The 20370-nt window shown below is 66.3% G+C and carries 16 protein-coding genes and 1 tRNA gene; 12 read left to right on the top strand and 5 right to left on the bottom strand.

The window, feature by feature from the left end:
• Positions 1-5 precede the first annotated feature (5 nt).
• The 9 genes from WAF18_RS15880 to WAF18_RS15840 all read left to right on the top strand — a co-directional run bounded on the left by WAF18_RS15880 (position 6) and on the right by WAF18_RS15840 (position 10765).
• The gene (locus WAF18_RS15880; RefSeq protein ID WP_337245970.1) at positions 6-1316 is read left to right on the top strand and encodes a UDP-N-acetylglucosamine 1-carboxyvinyltransferase; all 1311 of its coding nucleotides are present in this window, start codon (positions 6-8) and stop codon (positions 1314-1316) included.
• On the top strand, positions 1316-2302 hold the full coding sequence (murB, locus tag WAF18_RS15875) for a UDP-N-acetylmuramate dehydrogenase (protein WP_337245969.1): 987 nt from the start codon (positions 1316-1318) through the stop codon (positions 2300-2302). Before WAF18_RS15880 ends, murB begins: the two co-directional genes overlap by 1 nt.
• 47 nt (positions 2303-2349) lie before the next feature.
• The gene (locus tag WAF18_RS15870; RefSeq protein ID WP_337245968.1) at positions 2350-3654 is read left to right on the top strand and encodes an oligosaccharide flippase family protein; all 1305 of its coding nucleotides are present in this window, start codon (positions 2350-2352) and stop codon (positions 3652-3654) included.
• 32 nt (positions 3655-3686) lie between these two features.
• Positions 3687-4709 (top strand): glycosyltransferase, encoded by a 1023-nt coding sequence (locus tag WAF18_RS15865; protein ID WP_337245967.1) that lies wholly within the window; start codon positions 3687-3689, stop codon positions 4707-4709.
• Positions 4710-4751: 42 nt separating this feature from the next.
• Positions 4752-5696 carry a glycosyltransferase family 2 protein gene (locus WAF18_RS15860; protein WP_337245966.1) on the top strand — a complete coding sequence of 315 codons (945 nt, stop codon included), beginning with the start codon at positions 4752-4754 and terminating at the stop codon, positions 5694-5696.
• The gene (locus WAF18_RS15855; protein WP_337245965.1) at positions 5697-7010 is read left to right on the top strand and encodes an O-antigen ligase family protein; all 1314 of its coding nucleotides are present in this window, start codon (positions 5697-5699) and stop codon (positions 7008-7010) included.
• A gap of 119 nt (positions 7011-7129) precedes the next feature.
• Positions 7130-8983, top strand: coding sequence for an acyltransferase family protein (locus WAF18_RS15850; protein WP_337245964.1), 1854 nt, complete (start codon positions 7130-7132; stop codon positions 8981-8983).
• Positions 8984-9322: 339 nt separating this feature from the next.
• Positions 9323-10141, top strand: a complete 819-nt coding sequence (locus WAF18_RS15845; protein ID WP_337245963.1) for a hypothetical protein — start codon at positions 9323-9325, stop codon at positions 10139-10141.
• Between the two features lie 240 nt (positions 10142-10381).
• Positions 10382-10765, top strand: a complete 384-nt coding sequence (locus WAF18_RS15840) for a SymE family type I addiction module toxin (protein ID WP_337245962.1) — start codon at positions 10382-10384, stop codon at positions 10763-10765.
• 136 nt (positions 10766-10901) lie between these two features.
• Here the strand turns inward: WAF18_RS15840 and WAF18_RS15835 are convergent, their stop codons facing one another.
• Complete coding sequence (locus tag WAF18_RS15835; protein ID WP_337245961.1) at positions 10902-11528, bottom strand: phosphatase PAP2 family protein; 627 nt, start codon at positions 11526-11528, stop codon at positions 10902-10904.
• Between the two features lie 295 nt (positions 11529-11823).
• Between WAF18_RS15835 and WAF18_RS15830 the strand changes: the two genes are divergently transcribed.
• A tRNA-Arg gene (locus WAF18_RS15830) sits at positions 11824-11900 on the top strand.
• A gap of 181 nt (positions 11901-12081) precedes the next feature.
• Positions 12082-12408, top strand: coding sequence for a hypothetical protein (locus WAF18_RS15825; RefSeq protein ID WP_337245960.1), 327 nt, complete (start codon positions 12082-12084; stop codon positions 12406-12408).
• 141 nt (positions 12409-12549) lie between these two features.
• Here WAF18_RS15825 and WAF18_RS15820 read toward each other — a convergent pair whose 3' ends face one another.
• The 4 genes from WAF18_RS15820 to WAF18_RS15805 all read right to left on the bottom strand — a co-directional run bounded on the left by WAF18_RS15820 (position 12550) and on the right by WAF18_RS15805 (position 17261).
• Positions 12550-14013: a S41 family peptidase gene (locus tag WAF18_RS15820; protein ID WP_337245959.1), complete on the bottom strand. Its 1464-nt coding sequence runs from the start codon at positions 14011-14013 to the stop codon at positions 12550-12552.
• A 130-nt stretch (positions 14014-14143) separates the two neighbouring features.
• A complete protein-coding gene (locus WAF18_RS15815) occupies positions 14144-14677 on the bottom strand; it encodes a DUF411 domain-containing protein (RefSeq protein WP_337245958.1) in 534 nt (177 codons plus the stop codon).
• A gap of 1480 nt (positions 14678-16157) precedes the next feature.
• Positions 16158-16334, bottom strand: a complete 177-nt coding sequence (locus tag WAF18_RS15810) for a CsbD family protein (RefSeq protein ID WP_337245957.1) — start codon at positions 16332-16334, stop codon at positions 16158-16160.
• An 87-nt stretch (positions 16335-16421) separates the two neighbouring features.
• Complete coding sequence (locus tag WAF18_RS15805; RefSeq protein WP_337245956.1) at positions 16422-17261, bottom strand: SDR family oxidoreductase; 840 nt, start codon at positions 17259-17261, stop codon at positions 16422-16424.
• Positions 17262-17571: 310 nt separating this feature from the next.
• Here WAF18_RS15805 and WAF18_RS15800 point away from each other — a divergent pair, with 310 nt between their 5' ends.
• Positions 17572-20211: a TonB-dependent receptor gene (locus tag WAF18_RS15800; RefSeq protein WP_337245955.1), complete on the top strand. Its 2640-nt coding sequence runs from the start codon at positions 17572-17574 to the stop codon at positions 20209-20211.
• Positions 20212-20370: the final 159 nt, after the last annotated feature.

Genomic DNA, 20370 nt, shown 5'->3' with positions numbered 1-20370 from the left:
CCCCCATGTTCGCATTGATTCAAGGCGGCACCGTTCCCCAAGGGAGAGTCCGCGTCAGCGGCGCCAAGAACTCGGCGACGCGGCTGCTTTCCGCAGCACTGCTGAGCGACGACCTTGTCGAAATCTCCAACTTCCCGACCCACCTCGTGGATGTCGGGCACAAGATCGCGTTCTGCCAACGTCTCGGGGCCGTCATCACGGTGGATCACGAGAACGAGCACATCACGGTCGCGGCGTCCGGGCTCAGCGTCAAGCAGCTGACCCGGGAAGAGTTCGACGTGCCGATCCGGACGACTTACCTGCTCGCGGCGTCGCAGATCATCCGGTCGGGGGTTGCGCGGATTCCGTATCCCGGCGGTTGCCCGATCGGCGGAGGCAGCGGCGGGGGTCGCGGCTACGACCTGCACATGATGGTGTGGAAGGACCTGGGATGCGAAGTCGTCGAATGCGACGACCACATCCAGATCACAGCGCAGGACGGATTCAAGGGCGGCACGATCAACTTTCCCATCAGCACAGTGGGCGGTACGGAGAATGCCCTGCTCTGCGGAAGCGTGGCCCACGGGCGTACGCAGATCTTCAATGCTTATATTACGCCGGAAGTGGAAGATCTCATCGCGTTCCTCCGCAGGATGGGCGCGGACATCTCGGTGTTCGGGACGAGCCACATCGTGATTGATGGAAGGGGCGGGAAGCTGGCGGGTGCACGCATGCCGGTCATGGCGGACCGGATCGAAGCCCTGACCTGGGTCGTGTACGGAATTCTCTCCGGTGGCGAGATCACGATCGATCGCGTTCCCTTCGACTCGATGCGGGTGCCGTTGATCCATATCCAGCAGGCGGGCGTCGACCTGCTGCGCAATTCGAGCTCCATCCACGTCACGCCGGACTGCCTGGTGTCGGGTCGCGTCCAGCCGTTCGAACTCGCGTGCGGTGCGCACCCCGGCGTCATCTCAGACATGCAGGCCTTCTATGTGATGCTGGGCCTCGTCGCATCCGGCACCTCGCGTGTGTTCGACTACCGCTACCCGGAGAGGATCGCATTCGTCGCGGAACTCGCGAAGCTCGTGGAAGGGGATCACCTGGCGGCCGAGCGCGGCAAGATCACGATCAACGGGCCGGCCAGGTTCAAATCGGGCGTCGCCAATTCGACCGATCTCCGCGGCAGCATGGCCGCGGTCATCGCAGCGCTTTGCGCGCAAGGGGAGTCGAAGATCCTCAACGTGCACATGGCTCTTCGCGGCTACAACAATCTTCGCGGCAAGCTCGAGCGGCTCGGCGTCGGCATCGAGATATTCGATGAGGACCAGGGTTGATGACGACCGGTCCCGACCGCGCGCTCATCGCTGCATTGGCGGACGCCACGGGCGGCCACGTCGCCACGGACGTGCCGCTCGCTCCACTGTCACGGTGGCGCATCGGCGGTCTTGCACGCATCTACGTCGAGCCGTCCAGCGCCGAGGAAGCGGCTGCCGTCATGGCCATCATGCACGGCCGTCCGGAGCCGCTGTTCCTGATGGGCGACTCGTCCAACACGTTGTTCGACAGCGCGGGCTTCGATGGCGTGGTCGTGCGTATCGGACGCAGGATGGCGAACATGCGCCTGGAAGGCGCCCAGGCCTGGGCCCAGGCGGGAATCTGGGTTCCGCGATTCGCGCGCCGGATCGGTTGCAGCGGTCTGACCGGCATCGAACACACGATCGGAATCCCCGGAACGCTGGGCGGCCTGATCCTCATGAACGGAGGAAGCCAGCGGAAGGGGATCGGACTGAACGTGGTCAGTGTCCGGTGCGCCGACAGCGAAGGGCGACTGTTCGAACTCACGCATTCCGAATGTGGCTTCGCCTATCGCAGTTCCACGTTGCAGGGGCAGCGCACGGCGATACTCGAAGCCAGGCTCGAGTTCGAGCGTGGCGACTCGGCGGCCATACGCAGGGAGATGCTCGGTATTCTGCGCTCGCGGCGCCTGAAGTTCCCGCAGAAGCTCCCCAACTGCGGCTCGACCTTCCTGTCCGACCCGAAAATGTACAGTTCCGTCGGCCCGCCCGGCCAAGCACTGGAGTCGGCCGGTCTCAAAGGCCTGCGCCGCGGGGACGCCCAGATCTCGCCCATGCATGCGAACTTCATCGTGAATCACGGAAACGCCAGTTCCTCGGATGTGCTTTGGCTCATCGCGCATGCACGCAATCTCGTCGAGCAGCGCACTGGCTACGCAATGGACTGCGAGGTCCGCCATCTCGCCCCCGACGGTGCGCTGCGTCCGGCCCACGAGCCGGCGCTGCACCTGTTCGCGAACCAGTGATCGCCTGCCCGCCCGCCTCTCGGGAAGAGTAGCGGGGAGTCCATAAGATGCTCTTCGAAAAAGTCAAAAGAGTCCTTGGCAGGCTCGCCGAAGGCGACGCCAGCCAGGTATTCAAGGGAATGCTGACCCTCGTCGCGGGCGCGGGCGCCGCGCGGCTGATCGGGCTCGCGTCGATCCCGTTGTTAAGCCGGATCTACAGCCCCGAGGATTTCGGCGTGCTGTCCATCTATGCGGCACTGATCGCCATACTCGCACCGACGTTGACGCTGCGCTATGCGCTGGCCATCCCGCTCCCGCGCCACGACAGCACGGCGTTGAACATCTTTCGTCTCTCCCTCGCCCTCATCTTCGTCAACGCATCGCTGCTCACCTGCGTGCTCTGTTTGTTCGCACCCGAGCTTCTCCGACTTCTGTCGATGGAGAGCTTGGTTCCATGGTGGTGGATGATCGCGCTCGGCGCCGCAGGATCGGCCACATACGAACTCCTCACGATGTGGGCCGCCAGACGCCGGAGCTACCGCATCATCGCAAGGACCCAGTTCGTCCAGTCCGCGATCGGGGAAACGGTCAAGATCACACTGGGTCTGATGGGAGCGAAGCCGCTCGGACTGCTTTTCGGGCACATGTTCGCGCAGGCGGGAGGAATCACCTCGCTGGCGAGGAGCTTCAGGCAGGACATACCGCTGGGCAGGCTGCTCGCTCCGCGCAAGGGCCAGCTTCGCAAGGTCGCGGCACTCTATTCCGATTACCCGTCGTTCCGCCTGGCATCCCAGGTCCTGATGATCTTCGCGGTCCAGGCGCCCGTCATGCTCATGGCTGCTTTCTACGACGCGGGCAGCGCAGGACAGCTGGGGCTGGCGACGATGGCGGTGACTCTGCCTGCCAACCTGCTCGGCGAGAGCATGGCGAAGGCCTACTACGCCGAGATCTCCGCGATCGGAAGCAAGAATCCCGGCCGGATCAGGAAGCTCACCTTCCAGGTCATCAAGCGACTCCTGGTGCTGTCCGCACCTCCCACGCTCGTGCTTTTTTTCAGTGGCCCGTACCTGTTCCCGTGGATCCTCGGCCCGGAGTGGGAAACCGCCGGCACCTTCATCTCCATCCTGTCCATCTATCTGGTGTTCCAGTTCATCCAGAAGCCGGTGTCCTATCTGATGTTCGTGTTCAAGGAACAGCGGAGCCTGCTGTACCTGAACATCCAGCGCGCGATCGTCACTGTGCTCTGCTTCTGGGCAGGCCATGCGATGGGGCTCGCTGCCACGGAGACGCTGCTGATCTACGCCATCGCCATGTCCTGCCACTACGCGCTGAGCGTGCTCGTCGCCGTCCGCAAGATTCCCGCGTCCGATTGACCACGACTTCGTGTCCATGAGGTACCCCTTCCATGACATCCCCCGAATCCCAAGCGCCTCTCGTGTCGGTGGTATGCGCCTGGTACAACCGTGCCGACTATCTGCACGACACCTTGTCCGGCCTTCTCGGACAGGAGGGCGTCGAGTACGAGGTCATCGTCGTCAACGACGGAAGTTCCGACGGCCGCGTTGCCGAGATCCTCGACGCGTACCGCCACCCCCGGCTCCGGGTCATCCACCAGGCGAACCAGGGATTCGTCGCTGCCATACGGACTGCGATCGATGCCGCCAGGGGTCGCTACATCGCGATTCAGGGCGCAGGAGACGTTTCCCTGGCCAACCGATTGTCGAGGCAGGCCGACGTTCTCGATGCCGACAGCCAGATCGGCATCGTCGGATGCCTTCGCCAGGAGAAGGTCATTGGGGGAGTCGCTGACGGCAAGACGGTCCAGGCGGGATGTGGCAGGACGTCGCCGACACTGGATGATCTGCTGCACCGTTCGAATCCCTTCAGTCATGGCGAGGTGATGTTCCGCCGCACGGTCTACGACACCGTCGGCGGCTATCGCGCCTACTTCAAGTTCGCCCAGGACAGGGACCTCTGGATCAGGATGGCGGTGCATTGCCGGATGCACGTGGTACAGGAGGTTCTTTACGAAAGAAGAACCTTCACCCAGGACGGCGTTTCTGCGAGCAAGGAGAAGATCCTGCTCCAGCAGGCACTGTCCAACTTCGCACGGCAGTGCCACCACGACCGCATCCGCTATGGCTTCGACTTCATCGAGAAGTACGGCACCCATGCAGGCCTGTTTCGCAGGCCCAGCGCCGCTTACGCGAAGACGATCAGCAAGCTCGCCCTGCAGTCCCTCTACCTGGGCGAGACGTCGCAGGCCCTGGATTTTGGCGCCCGCGCCCTCGATGAAAAGCGCACTGCAGTATCATCGGCGACCTATCTGCTGGCATGGTTGGCATCAAGGAACGGGACGATGAGACGACTCATCGTCCGAGCGCTCGGACGGCATCCCAATTCTTCGATCTGGGCAGGCAAGTCTTGACCGGCTTGACGCCCGCAGATGCGATCTAGAGCACGACATCCAATGACCGATTCAATCATTCCAGATGGGCCGCATGGATCGCCGTTGGTCTCGGTGGTGATCCCGTCCTACAACCGTGCGCACATCGTCTGCGCCGCAGTGCGTTCCGCGCTGGATCAGGCACCCGTGGACCTGGAGGTCATCGTCGTCGACGATGGCTCGAACGACGATACCGAGCGTCAGCTCGAGGAACTCGCGGATCCTCGGGTCAGATACATCCGCCAGCCGAACGCGGGGGCCTGCGTAGCGCGCAACACCGGCATGCTCGCCGCGAGAGGGCATTACATCGCGCTTCTCGATTCGGACGACGTCTTCCTGCCGGGGCATCTCGCGTCTGCGGTCGAACTGCTGTCGCGCTCGACGGAGAAGACGGTGGTCTACGGGCGAATCACCGTCGATCGGGGAAACGGCGTTTCGTTCGAAAAACCGCCGCGGGCGATCCGGCCGGGCGAGCCCGTCTCCGAGTATCTGCTGTGCGATACGGGTTTCGTCCAGACCTCGACCGTGGTCCTGCGGCGCGACCTTGCGCAACGCGTGCTGTACACGCCCGGCCTGCCATTCGGGCAGGACACGGATTTCGCGATCCGCCTGGGGCACGAGGGTGCGACGTTCCACATGCTCAAGTCTCCGCAAGCCGTGTGGCTCGATGTCGCCGACGAAGGCCGGGTATCGTCCAAGCTCGATCCGATCGCACGCGAGCGTTGGCTCGCGTCTGTCCAGGACGCGATCACGCCCCGTGCATTGGCCGGCGATCGAGGGTGGTTCGTCGCCAAGGGGCACGCGGCGAGGAACCGGCATGCCAAGGCAGCCGTCCTCTTCCTCGGGGCAGTCGTCCGTGGCTGCTATCGTCCGAAGGTGGCGGCACGGATTTTCCTTCAGATCTTCCTGCCCAAGAATGTGTACCGCGTCGTGGCCGACAGGGTCATCGCGAAGCAACAGAGACCCTGAATGCGTATCTCCAAGCTCAATCTCCCGGTCTACGCACTCTTGCTGACCCCGCTATGGTGGCTGCTGGGTTTCGGATTCTTCATCTTCCATTTCGCGGCGCTCTATATGGCGCTCGTGAAGCCGGCCTGTCTTCGCCCGCGGGATGCGTTCCAGTACACGATCCTGATCCTGATCAGCGTGCTGATTCTCTCGCTCCTGCTGAACTCCCTGTCCGGCGACACGGACATATCGAGAATGCTCGCCGCCACAAACAATGCCTCCATCCTGGGTATCGGGTACATCGTCTACGGGTTCTTTCTCGAGATGTTCCGGCAGGACGAGCGCTATCTCGATGTGGTCGCTAGAAACGTGGGCAAGGTGAGTCTCGTGTCCATCGTGCTGGGAACGTCGCTTCTCTACTTCGTTCTCTCCGGGCGCATCGCCGAGCTCAGCTTCCCCACGCTGATCGGGGCGGTGACGCCGCCGACCGACAATCTCATCGGCCTGTATCAACGGGTCCACATCATATCCACGGACTGGTTCGACCAGAATCCGACGCCTCGTCTAACCATCCTGTCGACGAACGCGACCTCGAGCGCGGCGCTCATCGCGATCTGCGGATTCATCAGCCTGGGATGGTTTCATCGCGGCTCGCGCTTCATCCGTCTGGCGTTCGTGTTCTTGCTGATGTGCACCGTCGCGGCGACACTGACGCGCGGGGCGTTCTTCGGATTGTTGGCTGGCCTGGGGATCTTCATGTCAATGGCACTGTCGAACAAGTCGAAGACCCTGCTGCTGCCTGCGATTCCACTGCTGCTCGTCGCGGCGGTGATGTTCCTGCCGGCCGCCATCGAGCGAGCGAACAGCGCTCGTGAATCTTCATCGTCGACCCGCTTTGCATCATACACGGCGTCGATCGACGTCACGATGCAGGGCAACCCGCTGTTCGGGTTGGGCATCAAGCCCCGCTCCGACGACAACTTCATCCCGATCGGCTCCCATTCCACGGTGCTCTCGACGCTCGTACGCGGCGGACTCATAGGGTCCTCGCTGGCCGTCATCGCGTTCATCGTCATGCCGCTGGCCTGGTTCGTGAAGATCGGGCGTCGCCTGCTCTCTTCCAGGCAGGCGGGCAGCAGGTTGCATTGGTTCTCCGTGATCGCAATCGCAGGCGTCCCTTCCTTCATCGCTTTCTGCCTGCTGCAGGACATCGACGCCTATGCGCCGCTGTCCACGTTCCTCTTCTGCTTCCTCGCCATGCTGTCCTACTGCGCCAAGCGCAGTTCGGAGCTGGCGGGCAACGCTCCCAGGTCGATCGACGGCAGCCCGGCGTAGGTGACCTGCCCTGACGCCGGGTCGCATGACCCGGCCATCGTTCGGACAACCCGGCAGCCTCCGTTACAGCTTACTCCTCTGCTTTTTGCACGACCTACCTCGTGCGGAGACGACTCCAGATGGCATCACAGAAGTATCGGCCCGACATCGACGGCCTGCGCTCGCTGGCAATCCTGCCGGTCCTGCTGTATCACGCAGGCTTCCCCGGGTTTTCCGGCGGATTCGTCGGCGTGGATGTCTTCTTCGTGATCAGCGGGTACCTGATCACGTCGATTCTCATCCGCGAGTTCGCCGAAGAGACCTACAGCGTCTTCTCCTTCTACGAGCGCAGAATCCGGCGCATCTTCCCGGCTCTGCTGACGGTCCTCGCCTTCGTGCTGGCCGCATCGCCGATCTTCCTGCTGCCCAGCGAGTTCCTCAGCCTCGGGCGCGACACAGTCTCGGCGCTCTTCTTCGTCGCGAACATCAACTTCTGGCGACAGTCAGGCTACTTCGCTGCGGACGCGGAAGCCAAGCCGCTGCTTCACATGTGGTCGCTCGGCGTAGAGGAGCAGTTCTATCTCATCGCGCCGCTGCTGCTTTTCCTGGTCCTGCGATACGCACCGAGATACGGACTCCTGCTGGTCGGCGCTGGACTTCTGGCCTCATGGGCGCTTTGTGTCTACCTGACGCCATCCAAGCCGAGTGGCTCCTTCTACCTGCTGCCCACACGAGCATGGGAGCTCCTGGCAGGCGCCTGGCTCGCCTTGCTGATGATCGGACGTACGTCATCCCCCAACGCGATGCCGTGGCGCGATAATGCGCTGGGCCTGATCGGCCTGTTCCTGATCCTGTTTCCGGTATTCACCTATTCGAAGAACACCGTGTTTCCGGGGTATGCGGCGACCGTCCCCGTGCTAGGCGCCGCTCTGCTAATCTTCAGCGGCCAGCACAGCTGGACCGGCCGGTTCCTCTCGTTGCGCCCGCTGGTGCTCATCGGCTTGATCTCGTACTCGCTCTATCTCTGGCACTGGCCGCTGATCGTCATGTTCCGCAACCTCGGTTGGCTGGGGTCCAGCCTGGGCAAGGTCGCGGTGGTCGTCCTGTCGTGTGCCGCCGCGTGGGCGACCTGGCGTTGGATCGAGACACCGACTCGTAACCGCACCGCCTTTACGCCGCACCGACTCGGCCTGCTTGTCGGCGCATGTTCGGCTCTGGTAGTTGCATCGTCTTTGTTCTACACAACGCTGGATGGCTGGCCTTCCCGCTTGCCCGCGAATGTGCTCGCATTCGACATGTCCAGGAACGACGTCAGTCCTGCTCGGACGCGGTGCCATTTCGACGGAGGTGCGCCGGATCTGAGCCGCGCCTGCGTTCTCGGCGATGGTGCCCCTCAAGTGGCGGTCTGGGGCGACAGCCACGGGGTTGAACTCGCGCAGGCAATCAGCGAGCAGGGAATACCTGTGCGGGAGATCACGTACTCGGCGTGCCCGCCCGCGCTGGGACGGACTGCGAGAAGCGATCGCCCCTTGTGCCCAAAGCACAACGAGCGAGTCTTTGATTTTCTTGTGTCGGACGCGTCGATTCGGACCGTGGTCCTGGCCTCCTACTACGGCATTCCGTTCTCGGCATCTCGTGAACTGCAGGAGCAACTTGCATACACAGCCGCCGAACTTAATGCCGCAGGTAAGCGAGTGGTCATTATAGGACCCTATCCCTCCATCGACGGGCACGTCGATGTACCTACCTATCTCGCGAGGGGTGGTCGTCGAGACGTCGTGTTCGACACCACGGGAATCGCCTCATTCCGGGGACTGGTCAGGACCAATGCCAACCTGGTACTACCTACCGAGGCGTTCTGCCGAAACGGGCACTGCGACTTGGTGATCGATGACACCGCCTTGCTATTCGATGCGCATCACCCGAGCATGCATGCCGCCAGAGAGATTGCGAAGCGCCTTGCACCGATTCTTCGAGACAACCGCGACGAGTGACGGAAGACCACCCTAGTCAAAATCGGAATTTCCCTACGCAAAGCGACGGGCTTTTCTGACACAGACGACCTTGACTCACGATGCCGCCTCATCGCAGACTCCGCGGCAAGGAGCGTAGAAACTCCTCGAACAGCGGTCCCCACCTCCGTCAAACCGGTGGGTTTTTTGTGTCCGTGCACGTGCGGGCGCAGACCGACGCGATGCCTGCGTCGGGAGGGCGGCTAATACAACACCCTTCGGGGAAATACGCCCGCCGACTGTTCGCGGTTTCTAACCTCCCGACTTCCCGTCCGCCGTCTCGCGGTGGGCGGGCCCCTTCGATGGAGTGAGGAGGTTGAGATGTCGGACCAAGCAGCGAATGACCGCGCCCTGCCGGGCTATTTCCTGACCGAGCCGGGGCAAGTGCGGCTCAAGCAACTGCACGACCATATGGTGTTCCTGTCACGGCTGGCGCAGCCGCGCACGCAGGATGAGGAACGGGACGGCGTGCCCGATGTGCGCATGGCGGAGCTGGCGACTTGCCTGGGCTTGTTGGCCGAGCAGGCGGAGCGGGTGCTGGAGGCGATTTCGGATGTGGCGCGACGGTCGGCGGCGGTGGGCGCTTCGGCGTTGGATGAGGCTGAGGAGCACCCCCTCCCCAGCCCTCCCCCGCATGCGGGGGAGGGAGTAGGTCATGCCACCGGGGAGGGAGTGGGTCATGCCGCCGGGGAAGGCGCGGGGCATGGCGACGGGGAGTGCGCGGGTCATAGTGAGAGTGGGTGCGCGGATCATGGCGACGGAGAGGACGCGGATCATGACGCGTGGGAGGCAGACGGTCCTAACGGGGATGATGGGGACGGCGACGATGAGGACGTCGGGCACGGCGAGCGGTTTGTGTATGGCGTGACGCTCGACCAGATGGATGCCTTGGACCGGTTGGTGCAGACGCTCACGGCGCATGGCGACGTGATTGCTTCCGGAAATGATGACTTGGCCGACGACACGCTGCCGGCGTTGGGGATGGCGATCGTCGATGGCACGGACGCATTGCGGGCGATCCTGGAGCAGTTGGATGACCAGCGGCTCGCGCAGGGACGTCATCCTCGACGCGGGGTGCGGGAAGCGCGGCCGGCGTATGGGGCGGTCTCGGCACGGCCTTTGGGCACTTCCCTGCACTGAGCGGCGGCGCGGCCGGGCATGCGCATCACGCCGTGCCCGGCCTTCGCAGGCTCGCGATCGGTCTGGTGTGTTTGCGGATCGTTCGCATGCCGTTGCTCGCGTCCACGGAGCTCATTGCCGGTTCTTCGTCCTGGGCGCCACGCGCTTGGCGCGCGGTGCTCGCCTGTCACGGAGCATTGCCATGTCCTGTCTTGCGTTGGTTGTTGTGTGTTGCCTTCTTGCCTGGTGGGAGCCCTTGTCATGAGCGAAGACCTGCTGCCCTATGGGCCGTTCGTGCGCCGCGCTGGCTCTCTCCATGAGGCCCCATTGCCTGATACCGCCCCTGCGTTGGCGGGTTGGAGGTGTCGGGAGCGCTCGGAGCCCACGCTGTATCCGGTGTTGCGTGCTGTCCCCGATTACGCCGATCCGGTGAGGCCGCGTCGTGCGCGCCGCCCCCGGCGCTGCACGATCGGGTCGGTCTACTACGCGACGCGCGATCGTTATCGGGGGGATGATGAAGTCCCGATGTTGCGCCTGCGAGGTCTGTGGCTGGAGGCCTTGGGCTTCACGGTCGGTCGCCGGGTGCGGATCACGACCGGGGCGGGTGTGGTGCTGTTGTCGGTGGAGGGGGCGGAGGGGTCGTAGAGAGCGTTGTGACCGTCCGGTGCTGTGTGCGCCGGCCTCCCTCCGCGGACGGGGAGGCCGGCGAAGAGGACAGAACGGATAGCGATGTCGGTACCACGCGCCGTTGGCGGTGAAGCGTGTGGTGCGCGACGTCAGCTCAGTCGCGCCAATGTCGGCGCGACTGCGGCTTCTCCGCTCCCGACAGCGCAACGCCGGCCTTCGCGAACCAGCGCTCGGTGTCGGGCCGGGGCATCGCCTGCGTGCTGCCGACTACGAGCGTCCCCGCCAGTCCTGCCGCGACGGCAACGCCTGGCAGATCGAGCGCCAATCGGCGCAGCAGATACAACGTAAAGACGCACGCGCATACACCCAATGCCATGCCGGCGATTACTTCGCTGGGCGGATGCGCGCCGATCGGCACGCGCGACCAGGCGACCATGATGGCGAGTGCAGCGCCGGCGAGCGTTGCCGTGACACGCAGGGCGCGACGCTGGGGCGGCACGAGCAGCGCGAACAGCACCGGCCAAAGCAACCAGGCAAGGACGGCGTGGCCGCTGAAGCAGGTGAGGTCCCAGCGCCGGATGCCGGTGCCCCAGCCGTAGAACGCGATCTTGCTGCCTGCCACCAGGGCCAGGCTGGCGGCGGCGATGCCGGCCCATCGCAGCAGCTCGGTGTTCGACAGCCGCGGGGCCGCCGGTCGTACGCGCAACCACACCGCCAGACCGGCCAGCAGCGGCACGACGAGCACGGCGTCGCCGAGCAGGGTCAGGGCTTTCCAGGGCATGGGGATCCGGGTGGGGGGGCCGGGCGCTGGTAGCGCAGCGTGGGTCGATTGTAGTGAGCCGGGATGGCGGGGGGCTGAAGGCGGGGTGGTGCCTGGGGAGAAGGCATGCCCCCTCCCCAACCCTCCCCCGCTCGCGGGTGAGGGAGCAAGGCGCCGACGCCGGGCGTGGCATGAGGACCAACCGCTTCGCCCACGTCGACGCGGGCGGTATCGGTAGCCGGGTGCATTGCGAGTGCCTGTTTGAGCTACAATCCCCGGCCGCCCTCCTCCGTTTCGCGGTGGTCGGCCGGACAACGCGCCTGTAGCTCAGCCGGATAGAGTAGTGGCTTCCGAAGCCATTGGTCGGGGGTTCGAATCCCTCCAGGCGCGCCATCTTTCGAACGGGACGATCCCGTTCGCCGCGTTGCGCAGCGATCTTCCTGGCACCGCTTCGAGTATCTGATCTCCTGCCGCTTGGCATGCGCATGCCTCCACGGCTCGCGTCGATCCGCGGTCATGCTGCCGGGGCGCGTAGAGTAGACGCGCGCACGGGGGCGCCTTCGGGGAATCGACGATGGACTTGAAGCACAAGCTGCTGCTGGGGTTCATGGCGGCCTTCGGGTTCGTCCTGCTCGTGCACGAGCTTCAGCCCAAGCCGGTGTCGAGCACCCGGACGCCGCAGATGTTCGAGGTACTGTCGTCGAATTTCGAATCGCGTTTGTACGTGGACCTGCGCAACCTCGATACCGGCCGAGTCCACCGTCTTGTCTATGCCGGCAAGCGCTGCTACGGGTCGTCGGTCCGCGTGGGCAGCCGCTGGGAGCTTCCGGCGGTCACCGACCAGTACAAGGACGGCTCGCTGCGTTACAGGGTCGACGCGCGCTCGCTGTGTCGCCGCTGAGACGGCGCGCTGATCCTGTCCGGGCATACGCTTCGACAACGCTAGGTGGCGCTGCATGACGTCGCCCTCTGGTGATCGGCGAACGCCTGCGCACGCAGCGGCGGCTGACACGGGCGTTGCCGCCTGCGCCGCTGGAGGGACTCAGCGGGTCGCCGGGGTTGCCGCCGGGGTCTCGGGCGGTGGGACCGTCGGGGTCCAGGGCTTCTTGAGCTCGGCCAACGCTGCGGCGATCGGGGCATCGCCCGGCAGGGCTTCGCCACCGGTGCTGCCGTCCTCTTCGTCGCCGCGCAGGTGACCGGGCAGTGCGGCCTCGGTGTACGCGCTGGCAGCGCGCGGGGCGTCGGCGTCGGTGCTGGCGTTCTCGGGACGCAGCACGACATCAGGGTCGATGCCACGGGCCTGGATCGAGCGGCCGCTGGGCGTGAAGTAGCGCGCGGTGGTGAGCTTGACCGAGTCGCCGTTGTCGAGCGGCAGCACGGTCTGCACGGAGCCCTTGCCGAAGGTGCGGCTGCCGACGACACGCGCGCGGCCGTTGTCGCGCAGTGCGCCGGCCAGCACTTCCGAGGCGCTGGCCGATCCGACATCGACGAGCACGACGACCGGGGCCCCGTTGAGGATGTCGCCGGGGGTGGCGCTGAACTGTGCGTCGCTGATCGGGATGCGGCCGCGGGTGCTGACGATGTCGCCGCTGTCGAGCAGGTCGTCGGCAATCTGCACCGCCGAGGTCAGCAGGCCGCCCGGGTTGCTGCGCAGGTCGATGACCAGGCCGCGCAGGCGCCCGCCGCTCTGGCTGGCGAGTTCGCCGACGGTGCGGCTGAAGGCGGCTGCGGTATCGACCTGGAACTGGCTCACGCGCACGTAGCCATAGCCCGGTTCGAGCATCCGGCCGCGGACACTGACCACGCGAATGGTCTCGCGCTGGACGCGGATCTCCAGCGGCGTGCGCTCGCCATCGCGCAGTACGCCGAGCACCACGGCGGTGCCCGATGCGCCGCGCAGCGGGCCATGGCCTTCGTTGTCGGCCGGCGTCAGGGTTCGGCCATCGACGCTGACGATGACGTCGCCGGCGCGGATGCCGGCCTTCTCGGCCGGCGTGCCGTCGATCGGGGCGATCACGCGCATGCTGCCGTCGGGCAGGTACATCACTTCCACGCCGATGCCTTCATAGGCGCCCGTCGTGCCTTCGTCGAAGGCTTCCGCCGCGTCCTTTTCCATGTAGACGCTGTGCGGATCGAGGTCGAGCAGCAGGCCGCGGATGGCCGAGGCCATCAGCTTGCGGTCCTCGACCGGCTCGACATAGGCCTGGCGCACGGCGTTGAAGACGCCGACGTAGCGGCGGATTTCTTCGAGCGGCACGCGATTGGAGGCGTGTTCGATCGCGTCCGGGTCGTCACTGGCGGCGACCTCGCGGGCCGCCTGAGCGTCGTCGGGGGCGTCATCGTCCGAGGCCGGCGTCGCGTCCTGGGCCTCGTCCTGTGGCGCGGGCTGCTCGGCGGGCGCGTCCTGGGCCGGGGCCGCATCTGCGGGGGACGGCGCGGTCTCCTGCGCGAACGCCGCGGGCGACAGCAGCAACGACAGGGCCAGCGTCAGGGAACGAACGCGCATGCAGAACTCCGGGCAACGAAACAGGCTGCGCGCAGGCCGCGCGCGGCCAATGATTATGCGGCGCGGTCGCGTGAATGGGGTGCCTGCCCGGCCGGCGATTCAGGTCCATGCGGCTTCGTGCCGACGGGGCCTAGCGGGCCGGGTGCTCGGCAAACGGGCGATGGGTGCCGTCGTTGGCGACCAATTCGACAGTGTAGGCCTGGCTGCGGCCATCGGGCATCTCCATGCCGGGCGAGCCCATCGGCATGCCCGGCGCCGCGATCCCGCGCGCGTCGGGGCGCTCGGCCAGCAGGCGGCGGACGTCGGCCGCAGGCACGTGGCCTTCGACGAAGTAGCCGTCGATCTCGGCAGTGTGGCAGGACGCCATCGCGTCGGGCACGCCCAGGCGTGTCTTGACTGCAGCGAGGTCGTCGACATCGATGGTCTCGACCTCGAAACCATCGCGCTGCATGTGCTCGACCCACTTGCCGCAGCAGCCGCAGGTCGCGGTCTTGTGCACGCGCATGCGCGGCAGGACCTGGGTGTCGGCGGCCTGCGCGACCGGCGTCGCGCCTGCCTCCACAGCCGGCGCGGCGGCGGTGTCGGCCGCTGCGGGTGTCGCGGCGCCAGTGCAGGCGGCGACGGGCAGCAGCAACAGCGTCAGGGCGAGAGGATGGATGCGCATGTTCGGGACTCCGGGAATCGATCGCAGGACACGCTGATTATGCGCGAGCGCCCCCACCCCAGCCCTCCCCCGCAATGCGGGGGAGGGAGATGAGTGGTGCGACCTGCGCGAGCGATGCGAGTCACGCGTGCGGCGCGGTCGGTCACCTCCTCCGCTTCGCGGGGGAGGTCGAGGCCGCAGGCATCGGGTGGGGGCTGGGGCTTTTCGCGAACGGCGCCCTCTCCCAGCCCTCCCCCGCAATGCGGGGGAGGGAGACAAGCGGTGCGACCTGCGCGAGCGATGCGAGTCGCGCGTGCGGCGCGGTCGGTCACCTCCTCCGCTTCGCGGGGGAGGTCGATGCCGCAGGCATCGGGTGGGGGCTGGGGCTTTTCGCGAACGGCGCCCCCACCCCAGCCCTCCCCCGCGATGCGGGGGACGGAGACAAGTGGTGCGACCTGCGCGAGCGATGCGACCCGCGCGCGTAGCGCGGACGGTCACCTCCTCCGCTTCGCGGGGGAGGTCGATGCCGTAGGCATCGGGTGGGGGCTGGGGCTTTTCGCGAACAGCGCCCCCACCCCAGCCCTCCCCCGCGATGCGGGGGAGGGAGACAAGTGGTGCGACCTGCGCGAGCGATGCGGCTCGCGCGTGCGGCGCGGTCGGTCACCTCCTCCGCTTCGCGGGGGAGGTCGATGCCGCAGGCATCGGGTGGGGGCTGGGGCTTTTCGCGAACGGCGCCCCCTCCCCGGCCCTCCCCCGCGATGCGGGGGAGGGAGACAAGCGGTGCGACCTGCGCGAGCGATGCGAGTCGCGCGTGCGGCGCGGTCGGTCACCTCCTCCGCTTCGCGGGGGAGGTCGAGGCCGCAGGCATCGGGTGGGGGCTGGGGCTTTTCGCGAACGGCGCCCCCACCCCAGCCCTCCCCCGCGATGCGGGGGAGGGAGATGAGTGGTGCGACCTGCGCGAGCGATGCGACCCGTGCGCGTAGCGCGACCGGTCACCTCCTCCGCTTCGCGGGGGAGGTCGATGCCGTAGGCATCGGGTGGGGGCTGGGGCTTTTCGCGAACAGCACCCCCACCCCAGCCCTCCCCCGCAATGCGGGGGAGGGAGATGAGTGGTGCGACCTGAGTGAGCGATGCGAGTCGCGCGTGCGGCGCGGTCGGTCGCCTCCTCCGCTTCGCGGGGGAGGTCGAGGCCGCAGGCATCGGGTGGGGGCTGGGGCTTTTCGCGAACGGCGCCCCCTCCCCGGCCCTCCCCCGCGATGCGGGGGAGGGAGTGAGTGGTGCGACCTGAGCGAGCGATGCGGCTCGCGCGTGCGGCGCGGTCGGTCGCCTCCTCCGCTTCGCGGGGGAGGTCGATGCCGCAGGCATCGGGTGGGGGCTGGGGCTTTTCGCGAACGGCACCTCCACCCCAGCCCTCCCCCGCGATGCGGGGGAGGGAGACAAGCGATGCGTATCGCAGGTGCGGTGCGGACCGTTATCCCCGCGATGCGGGGAGGGAGACGGGTCAGCGGCCCTTGCGGGCGTTGTCGTTGGCCTTGCCGACGGCGCTCTGTACCTTGCCTACGGTCTTCTGCGCCTTGCCGGCGACTTCCTTGGCGGTGTTACCGGTGGCCTTGCCTGCCAGTTCCTTCGCGGTGCCTTTGACTTGGTTCTTCATGCCTTCGCTGCGGTTCTTGTCCACGACAGCCTCCTCGCGCCTGCTGGATTGCAGGCTGCGAGGGGATATGCGCCTGTCGCCGCCACGCGGAGGTGAAGAAACGCAGCCTCGCTACAGAATCGGCATGCCGCCGGTGACTGCATAACGGCCGCCGGTCATGTAGCTGGCTTCGTCGGACGCCAGAAGCACATAGATCGGGGCACACTCGGCGGGTTGCCCGGGTCGCTTGAGCGGGGCCTGGCTGCCGAACTCGGCGACGGCATCGGGTGGCAATGTCGAGGGGATCAGTGGGGTCCAGATCGGGCCGGGTGCGACGGAGTTGACGCGGATGCCCTTGTCAGCAAGCAGTTGCGCCAGGCCTGCGGTGAAGTTGGCGATCGCGCCCTTGGTCGTCGCATACGGCAGCAACGTCGGGTTGGGCTTGTCGGAGTTGATCGAGCTGGTGTTGATGATCGACGCGCCGGGCTTCATGTGCGGCACTGCGGCCTTGCACAGGTGGAACATCGCGCTGACGTTGACCTGGAAGGTGTAGTCCCACTTGTCGTCGGGGATCTCGTCGAGCGATTCGTAGGTCATCTGGTAGGCGGCATTGTTGACCAGGACATCGATGCGGCCGAAGGCGTCGACCGCCTTGCGTACGATCGCTCGGCAGTGCGCGGGATCGGCAATGTCGCCAGGCACCAGTTCGCAGCGCCGGCCTGCGGCTTCGACCAGACGCTGGGTCTCCTGCGCATCTTCGTCCTCGCTCAGGTAGCTCACCAGCACGTCCGCTCCTTCGCGTGCGTAGGCCAGCGCGACCGCACGGCCGATGCCGCTGTCGCCGCCGGTGATGATCGCGATCTTGTCCTGCAGCCGCCCACTGCCGCGATAGCTGTTCTCGCCGTGGTCTGCAGGCGGATCGAGTTTGCGCTCGACGCCGGGCACGGACTGCTGCTGTGCGGGCTGGTTCATCGTCTGGTCTCCATGTCGGGGGAAGGCGCCACGCTAGGCGCGTGCACGTGGCGCGCCGGTGATTGCAACGGCATCTGGGCGCATGGGCTTGCAGGGATTGCAGGCCGAATCGCGACATCGCGCTTACGACTTCTCGACACGATCCTAAGATTTGCATTGGTCTAATCCGCGCCCGTTCCCGGATGTGATGGGGACGCGAAGGGCGAGGTGGCGTGGCTGCCGGCACTGTCCGGCGGCGCGGCATTGCGCCTGCGGTCAGGCGGACATGCGCACCTCGACGATCCACGATCACAGAGGGCTCCGCAGCACGATGACGTTTGCCGTTCACTTCCACCGCCGCCGCCTGGCCTTGGCCACGCTGGCCACCGCCATCCTTGCCACGCCTGTCTTCGCCCAGACCGCAGCGCCCGATGCCGAGCCGCCGGCAGACGAGGTGGAGAACCTCGACGCGGTCCAGGTGCGCGGCGTGCGCGCCAGTGTCGCCGGCGCACTCGACGCCAAGCGCGGCGCGGCGCAGATCACCGATTCGATCGTCGCCGAAGACATCGGCAAGCTGCCTGACAACAGTGTCGCGGCAGCGATGCAGCGCATCACCGGCGTGCAGGTCCAGCGCGGCGGCGCGGAGGTGGGCACGGTGCTGGTGCGCGGGCTGCCGAATGTGGTCACCACGCTCAATGGCCGCAACATCTTCACCACCACCGGGCGCGGCGTTGCGCTGGCCGACATTCCGGCCGACCAGTTGCAACAGGTCGATGTCTACAAGACCAGCGGTGCCGAGCAGATCGAAGGGGGCATCGCCGGTGCGGTCGACATCCGGCTGCGCCGCCCGTTCGACCTCGACGAGGACAGCACGCTCGCCGGCAGCGTCTCCACGCTGTATGCCGACCAGGCGCGCGAGACCGCGACCAACGGCAGCCTGACCGGCAGCCGCCAGTGGGAGACCGGGGCCGGCCGCGTGGGCGTGCTCGGTGCGGTGTCGTACCAGGAGACGCCGTATCTGGAGTCCAACACCTTCCACGGCACCTACGACCGCGTCGACGACCCGCGGGATCCGTCGCGGCAGTTGCTGGTGCCGTTCAACGCCGGCAACCTGCAGGCGCAGGGCTTCCGTCGGCGCAAGGCCGCGAACGTGGCGTTCCAGTGGGCGCCCAATGACAACACCGAGCTATGGGCCGACGGTTTCTACGTCGGCTATCGCAACACGCCGCGGGTCAACTACTGGATGCCGTTCCCCGGGTCGCTGACGCCGGAGAACACCGACTCGCTGGCCACCCAGCCCGGCAACGACATCCTGCAGCGCGTGGAACTGCGCGATAGCGACGTGCTGTCGAGCACGCAGGCGCACCAGAACAGTTCCGATACCTGGCAAGCGGCGATCGGCGGTAGCTGGAAGGGCGAGCGGCTGAAGTTGTCGAGCGAGCTGGCCTACACCTACAGCGAATCGGACAACCGCTCGATGGTGCTCGACATCATGACCACCGTGCCGCGGCTGACCATCGACAGCAGTCGCGGCGTGCCGTTCACCTCGGCCACGCACGCCGACGGGACCGCCTACGACGTCACCGATCCCAACGCCTGGCGGCTGAGCCAGTACTACGACAGCTGGAGCCGGCAGGAGGGCGACGAGTGGGCGTGGCGCGCCGATGCCAACTTCGCCTTCGACGGTGGCATCGTCAGTTCGCTCGACGCGGGCGTACGCCTGGCACGGCGCAACGCCTCCAACATCGGCGGCGATCCGGGCGCGCGCGACAACCTCAGTGGCGCGCCGATCCGGATGTCCGACATCCCGGGCCTGGCGCAGGTCACGCCCGGCAACATCCTCGACGGCGACCGCGATGTCGGCGTCGATCGCTGGCTGGGTGCCAACCGCGACGTCCTGCTCGGCCGCACCGCGCAGATCCGCCAGGCGATGGGCCACGGCCCCGACCGGCCGCCTGCGAACCCGGCGGTGCAGTTCGACAACCGCGAGGACAACCACGCCGCATACCTGCAGGCCAACTACGGGTTCGCGATCGGCGCAATCCCGGTCGACGGCAGGATCGGCGTGCGCCATGTGCGGCTGGAGAGCCAGCTCAACGGCACCTCGTTGGTCGACGGCGTCGAGACACCGGTACAGACCACGCGCGCACGCAACGAATGGCTGCCGAGCTTCAGCGCGAACCTGTCGTTGCGCGAGGATCTGATGCTGCGTCTGTCGCACAGTCAGTCGATCACCCTGCCCCACTTCGCCGACCTCAACCCGCAGTTGGCGCTGTTCGAGTCCACCGACACGCTGCCTGCGCGCGGCAGCGGCGGCAACCCGGACTTGGCGCCGGTGGAATCGAAGAACCTCGACGCCTCTTTAGAGTGGTATTTCCAAGACAACGCGCTGCTGTCGTTGGCTGCGTTCCACCGCGATGTCGACGGTTATGTGCAGATCTACGCCGAGGACGAGACGATCGACGGCACGACCTACCAGATCACCCGCCCGCGCAATACCGGCAGCGGCACGCTGCGCGGTGTGGAGATCGGCTACACGCAGTTCTACGACTTCCTGCCCGGCGCCTGGTCCGGCCTGGGCACCCAGTTGAACGCGACGTGGATCGATGCGGAGGCCGAGTCGCCCGACGGCGTGATGCAGCCGCTGGCGAACGTGTCCAAGCGGGCCTGGAATGCAGTGCTGATGTACGAGTACGACGCGTTCTCCGCGCGGCTGGCCTACAACTGGCGCGACGATTACGCGGTGAGCTTCAGCGCCTCGGGCGACCAGCCCAACGAGGTCTTCCACGGCCCGGAAGAATGGCTGGATCTCGCGCTCAACTATGCGATGGACGAGAACGTCACGGTGTTCCTGGAGGCGACCAACCTGCTGGGCAGCAAAACCCAGAACTACTTCGGCAGTCCCGAATTCCTGCGCGACCGTGCCTCGCCCGAACGCAGCTACATGCTCGGCATCCGCTTCCGGCTGTGATGCGTCCGCCGCGCCGTCCCGCTATCCGCGGGATGGCGCGGTGCAGCGTTCGCATGCCGAACATCGATATCACGCGGCGCCCCAAGCGGGATCGCCGGCAGAAACGCTGCTTGATCCGCTGGCTCTGACTGCTCATGCCCTTGACCTGCCGGGATTCTC

It is taken from the genome of Luteimonas sp. gir, assembly GCF_037198055.1.
Lineage (GTDB): Bacteria > Pseudomonadota > Gammaproteobacteria > Xanthomonadales > Xanthomonadaceae > Luteimonas > Luteimonas citri_A.
This window is presented reverse-complemented; position numbering and strand designations above follow the sequence as displayed.

What these genes read in the sequence shown, in the direction of transcription:
- WAF18_RS15840 (WP_337245962.1), top strand. Translation starts at nt 10,382, where the DNA reads ATGAGCGAAGACCTGCTGCCCTATGGGCCGTTCGTGCGCCGCGCTGGC.
- WAF18_RS15825 (WP_337245960.1), top strand. Translation starts at nt 12,082, where the DNA reads ATGGACTTGAAGCACAAGCTGCTGCTGGGGTTCATGGCGGCCTTCGGG.
- WAF18_RS15860 (WP_337245966.1), top strand. Translation starts at nt 4,752, where the DNA reads ATGACCGATTCAATCATTCCAGATGGGCCGCATGGATCGCCGTTGGTC.
- murB (WP_337245969.1), top strand. Translation starts at nt 1,316, where the DNA reads ATGACGACCGGTCCCGACCGCGCGCTCATCGCTGCATTGGCGGACGCC.
- WAF18_RS15835 (WP_337245961.1), bottom strand. Translation starts at nt 11,528, where the DNA reads ATGCCCTGGAAAGCCCTGACCCTGCTCGGCGACGCCGTGCTCGTCGTG.
- WAF18_RS15845 (WP_337245963.1), top strand. Translation starts at nt 9,323, where the DNA reads ATGTCGGACCAAGCAGCGAATGACCGCGCCCTGCCGGGCTATTTCCTG.
- WAF18_RS15850 (WP_337245964.1), top strand. Translation starts at nt 7,130, where the DNA reads ATGGCATCACAGAAGTATCGGCCCGACATCGACGGCCTGCGCTCGCTG.
- WAF18_RS15855 (WP_337245965.1), top strand. Translation starts at nt 5,697, where the DNA reads ATGCGTATCTCCAAGCTCAATCTCCCGGTCTACGCACTCTTGCTGACC.
- WAF18_RS15870 (WP_337245968.1), top strand. Translation starts at nt 2,350, where the DNA reads ATGCTCTTCGAAAAAGTCAAAAGAGTCCTTGGCAGGCTCGCCGAAGGC.
- WAF18_RS15815 (WP_337245958.1), bottom strand. Translation starts at nt 14,677, where the DNA reads ATGCGCATCCATCCTCTCGCCCTGACGCTGTTGCTGCTGCCCGTCGCC.
- WAF18_RS15820 (WP_337245959.1), bottom strand. Translation starts at nt 14,013, where the DNA reads ATGCGCGTTCGTTCCCTGACGCTGGCCCTGTCGTTGCTGCTGTCGCCC.
- WAF18_RS15805 (WP_337245956.1), bottom strand. Translation starts at nt 17,261, where the DNA reads ATGAACCAGCCCGCACAGCAGCAGTCCGTGCCCGGCGTCGAGCGCAAA.
- WAF18_RS15865 (WP_337245967.1), top strand. Translation starts at nt 3,687, where the DNA reads ATGACATCCCCCGAATCCCAAGCGCCTCTCGTGTCGGTGGTATGCGCC.
- WAF18_RS15800 (WP_337245955.1), top strand. Translation starts at nt 17,572, where the DNA reads ATGACGTTTGCCGTTCACTTCCACCGCCGCCGCCTGGCCTTGGCCACG.
- WAF18_RS15880 (WP_337245970.1), top strand. Translation starts at nt 6, where the DNA reads ATGTTCGCATTGATTCAAGGCGGCACCGTTCCCCAAGGGAGAGTCCGC.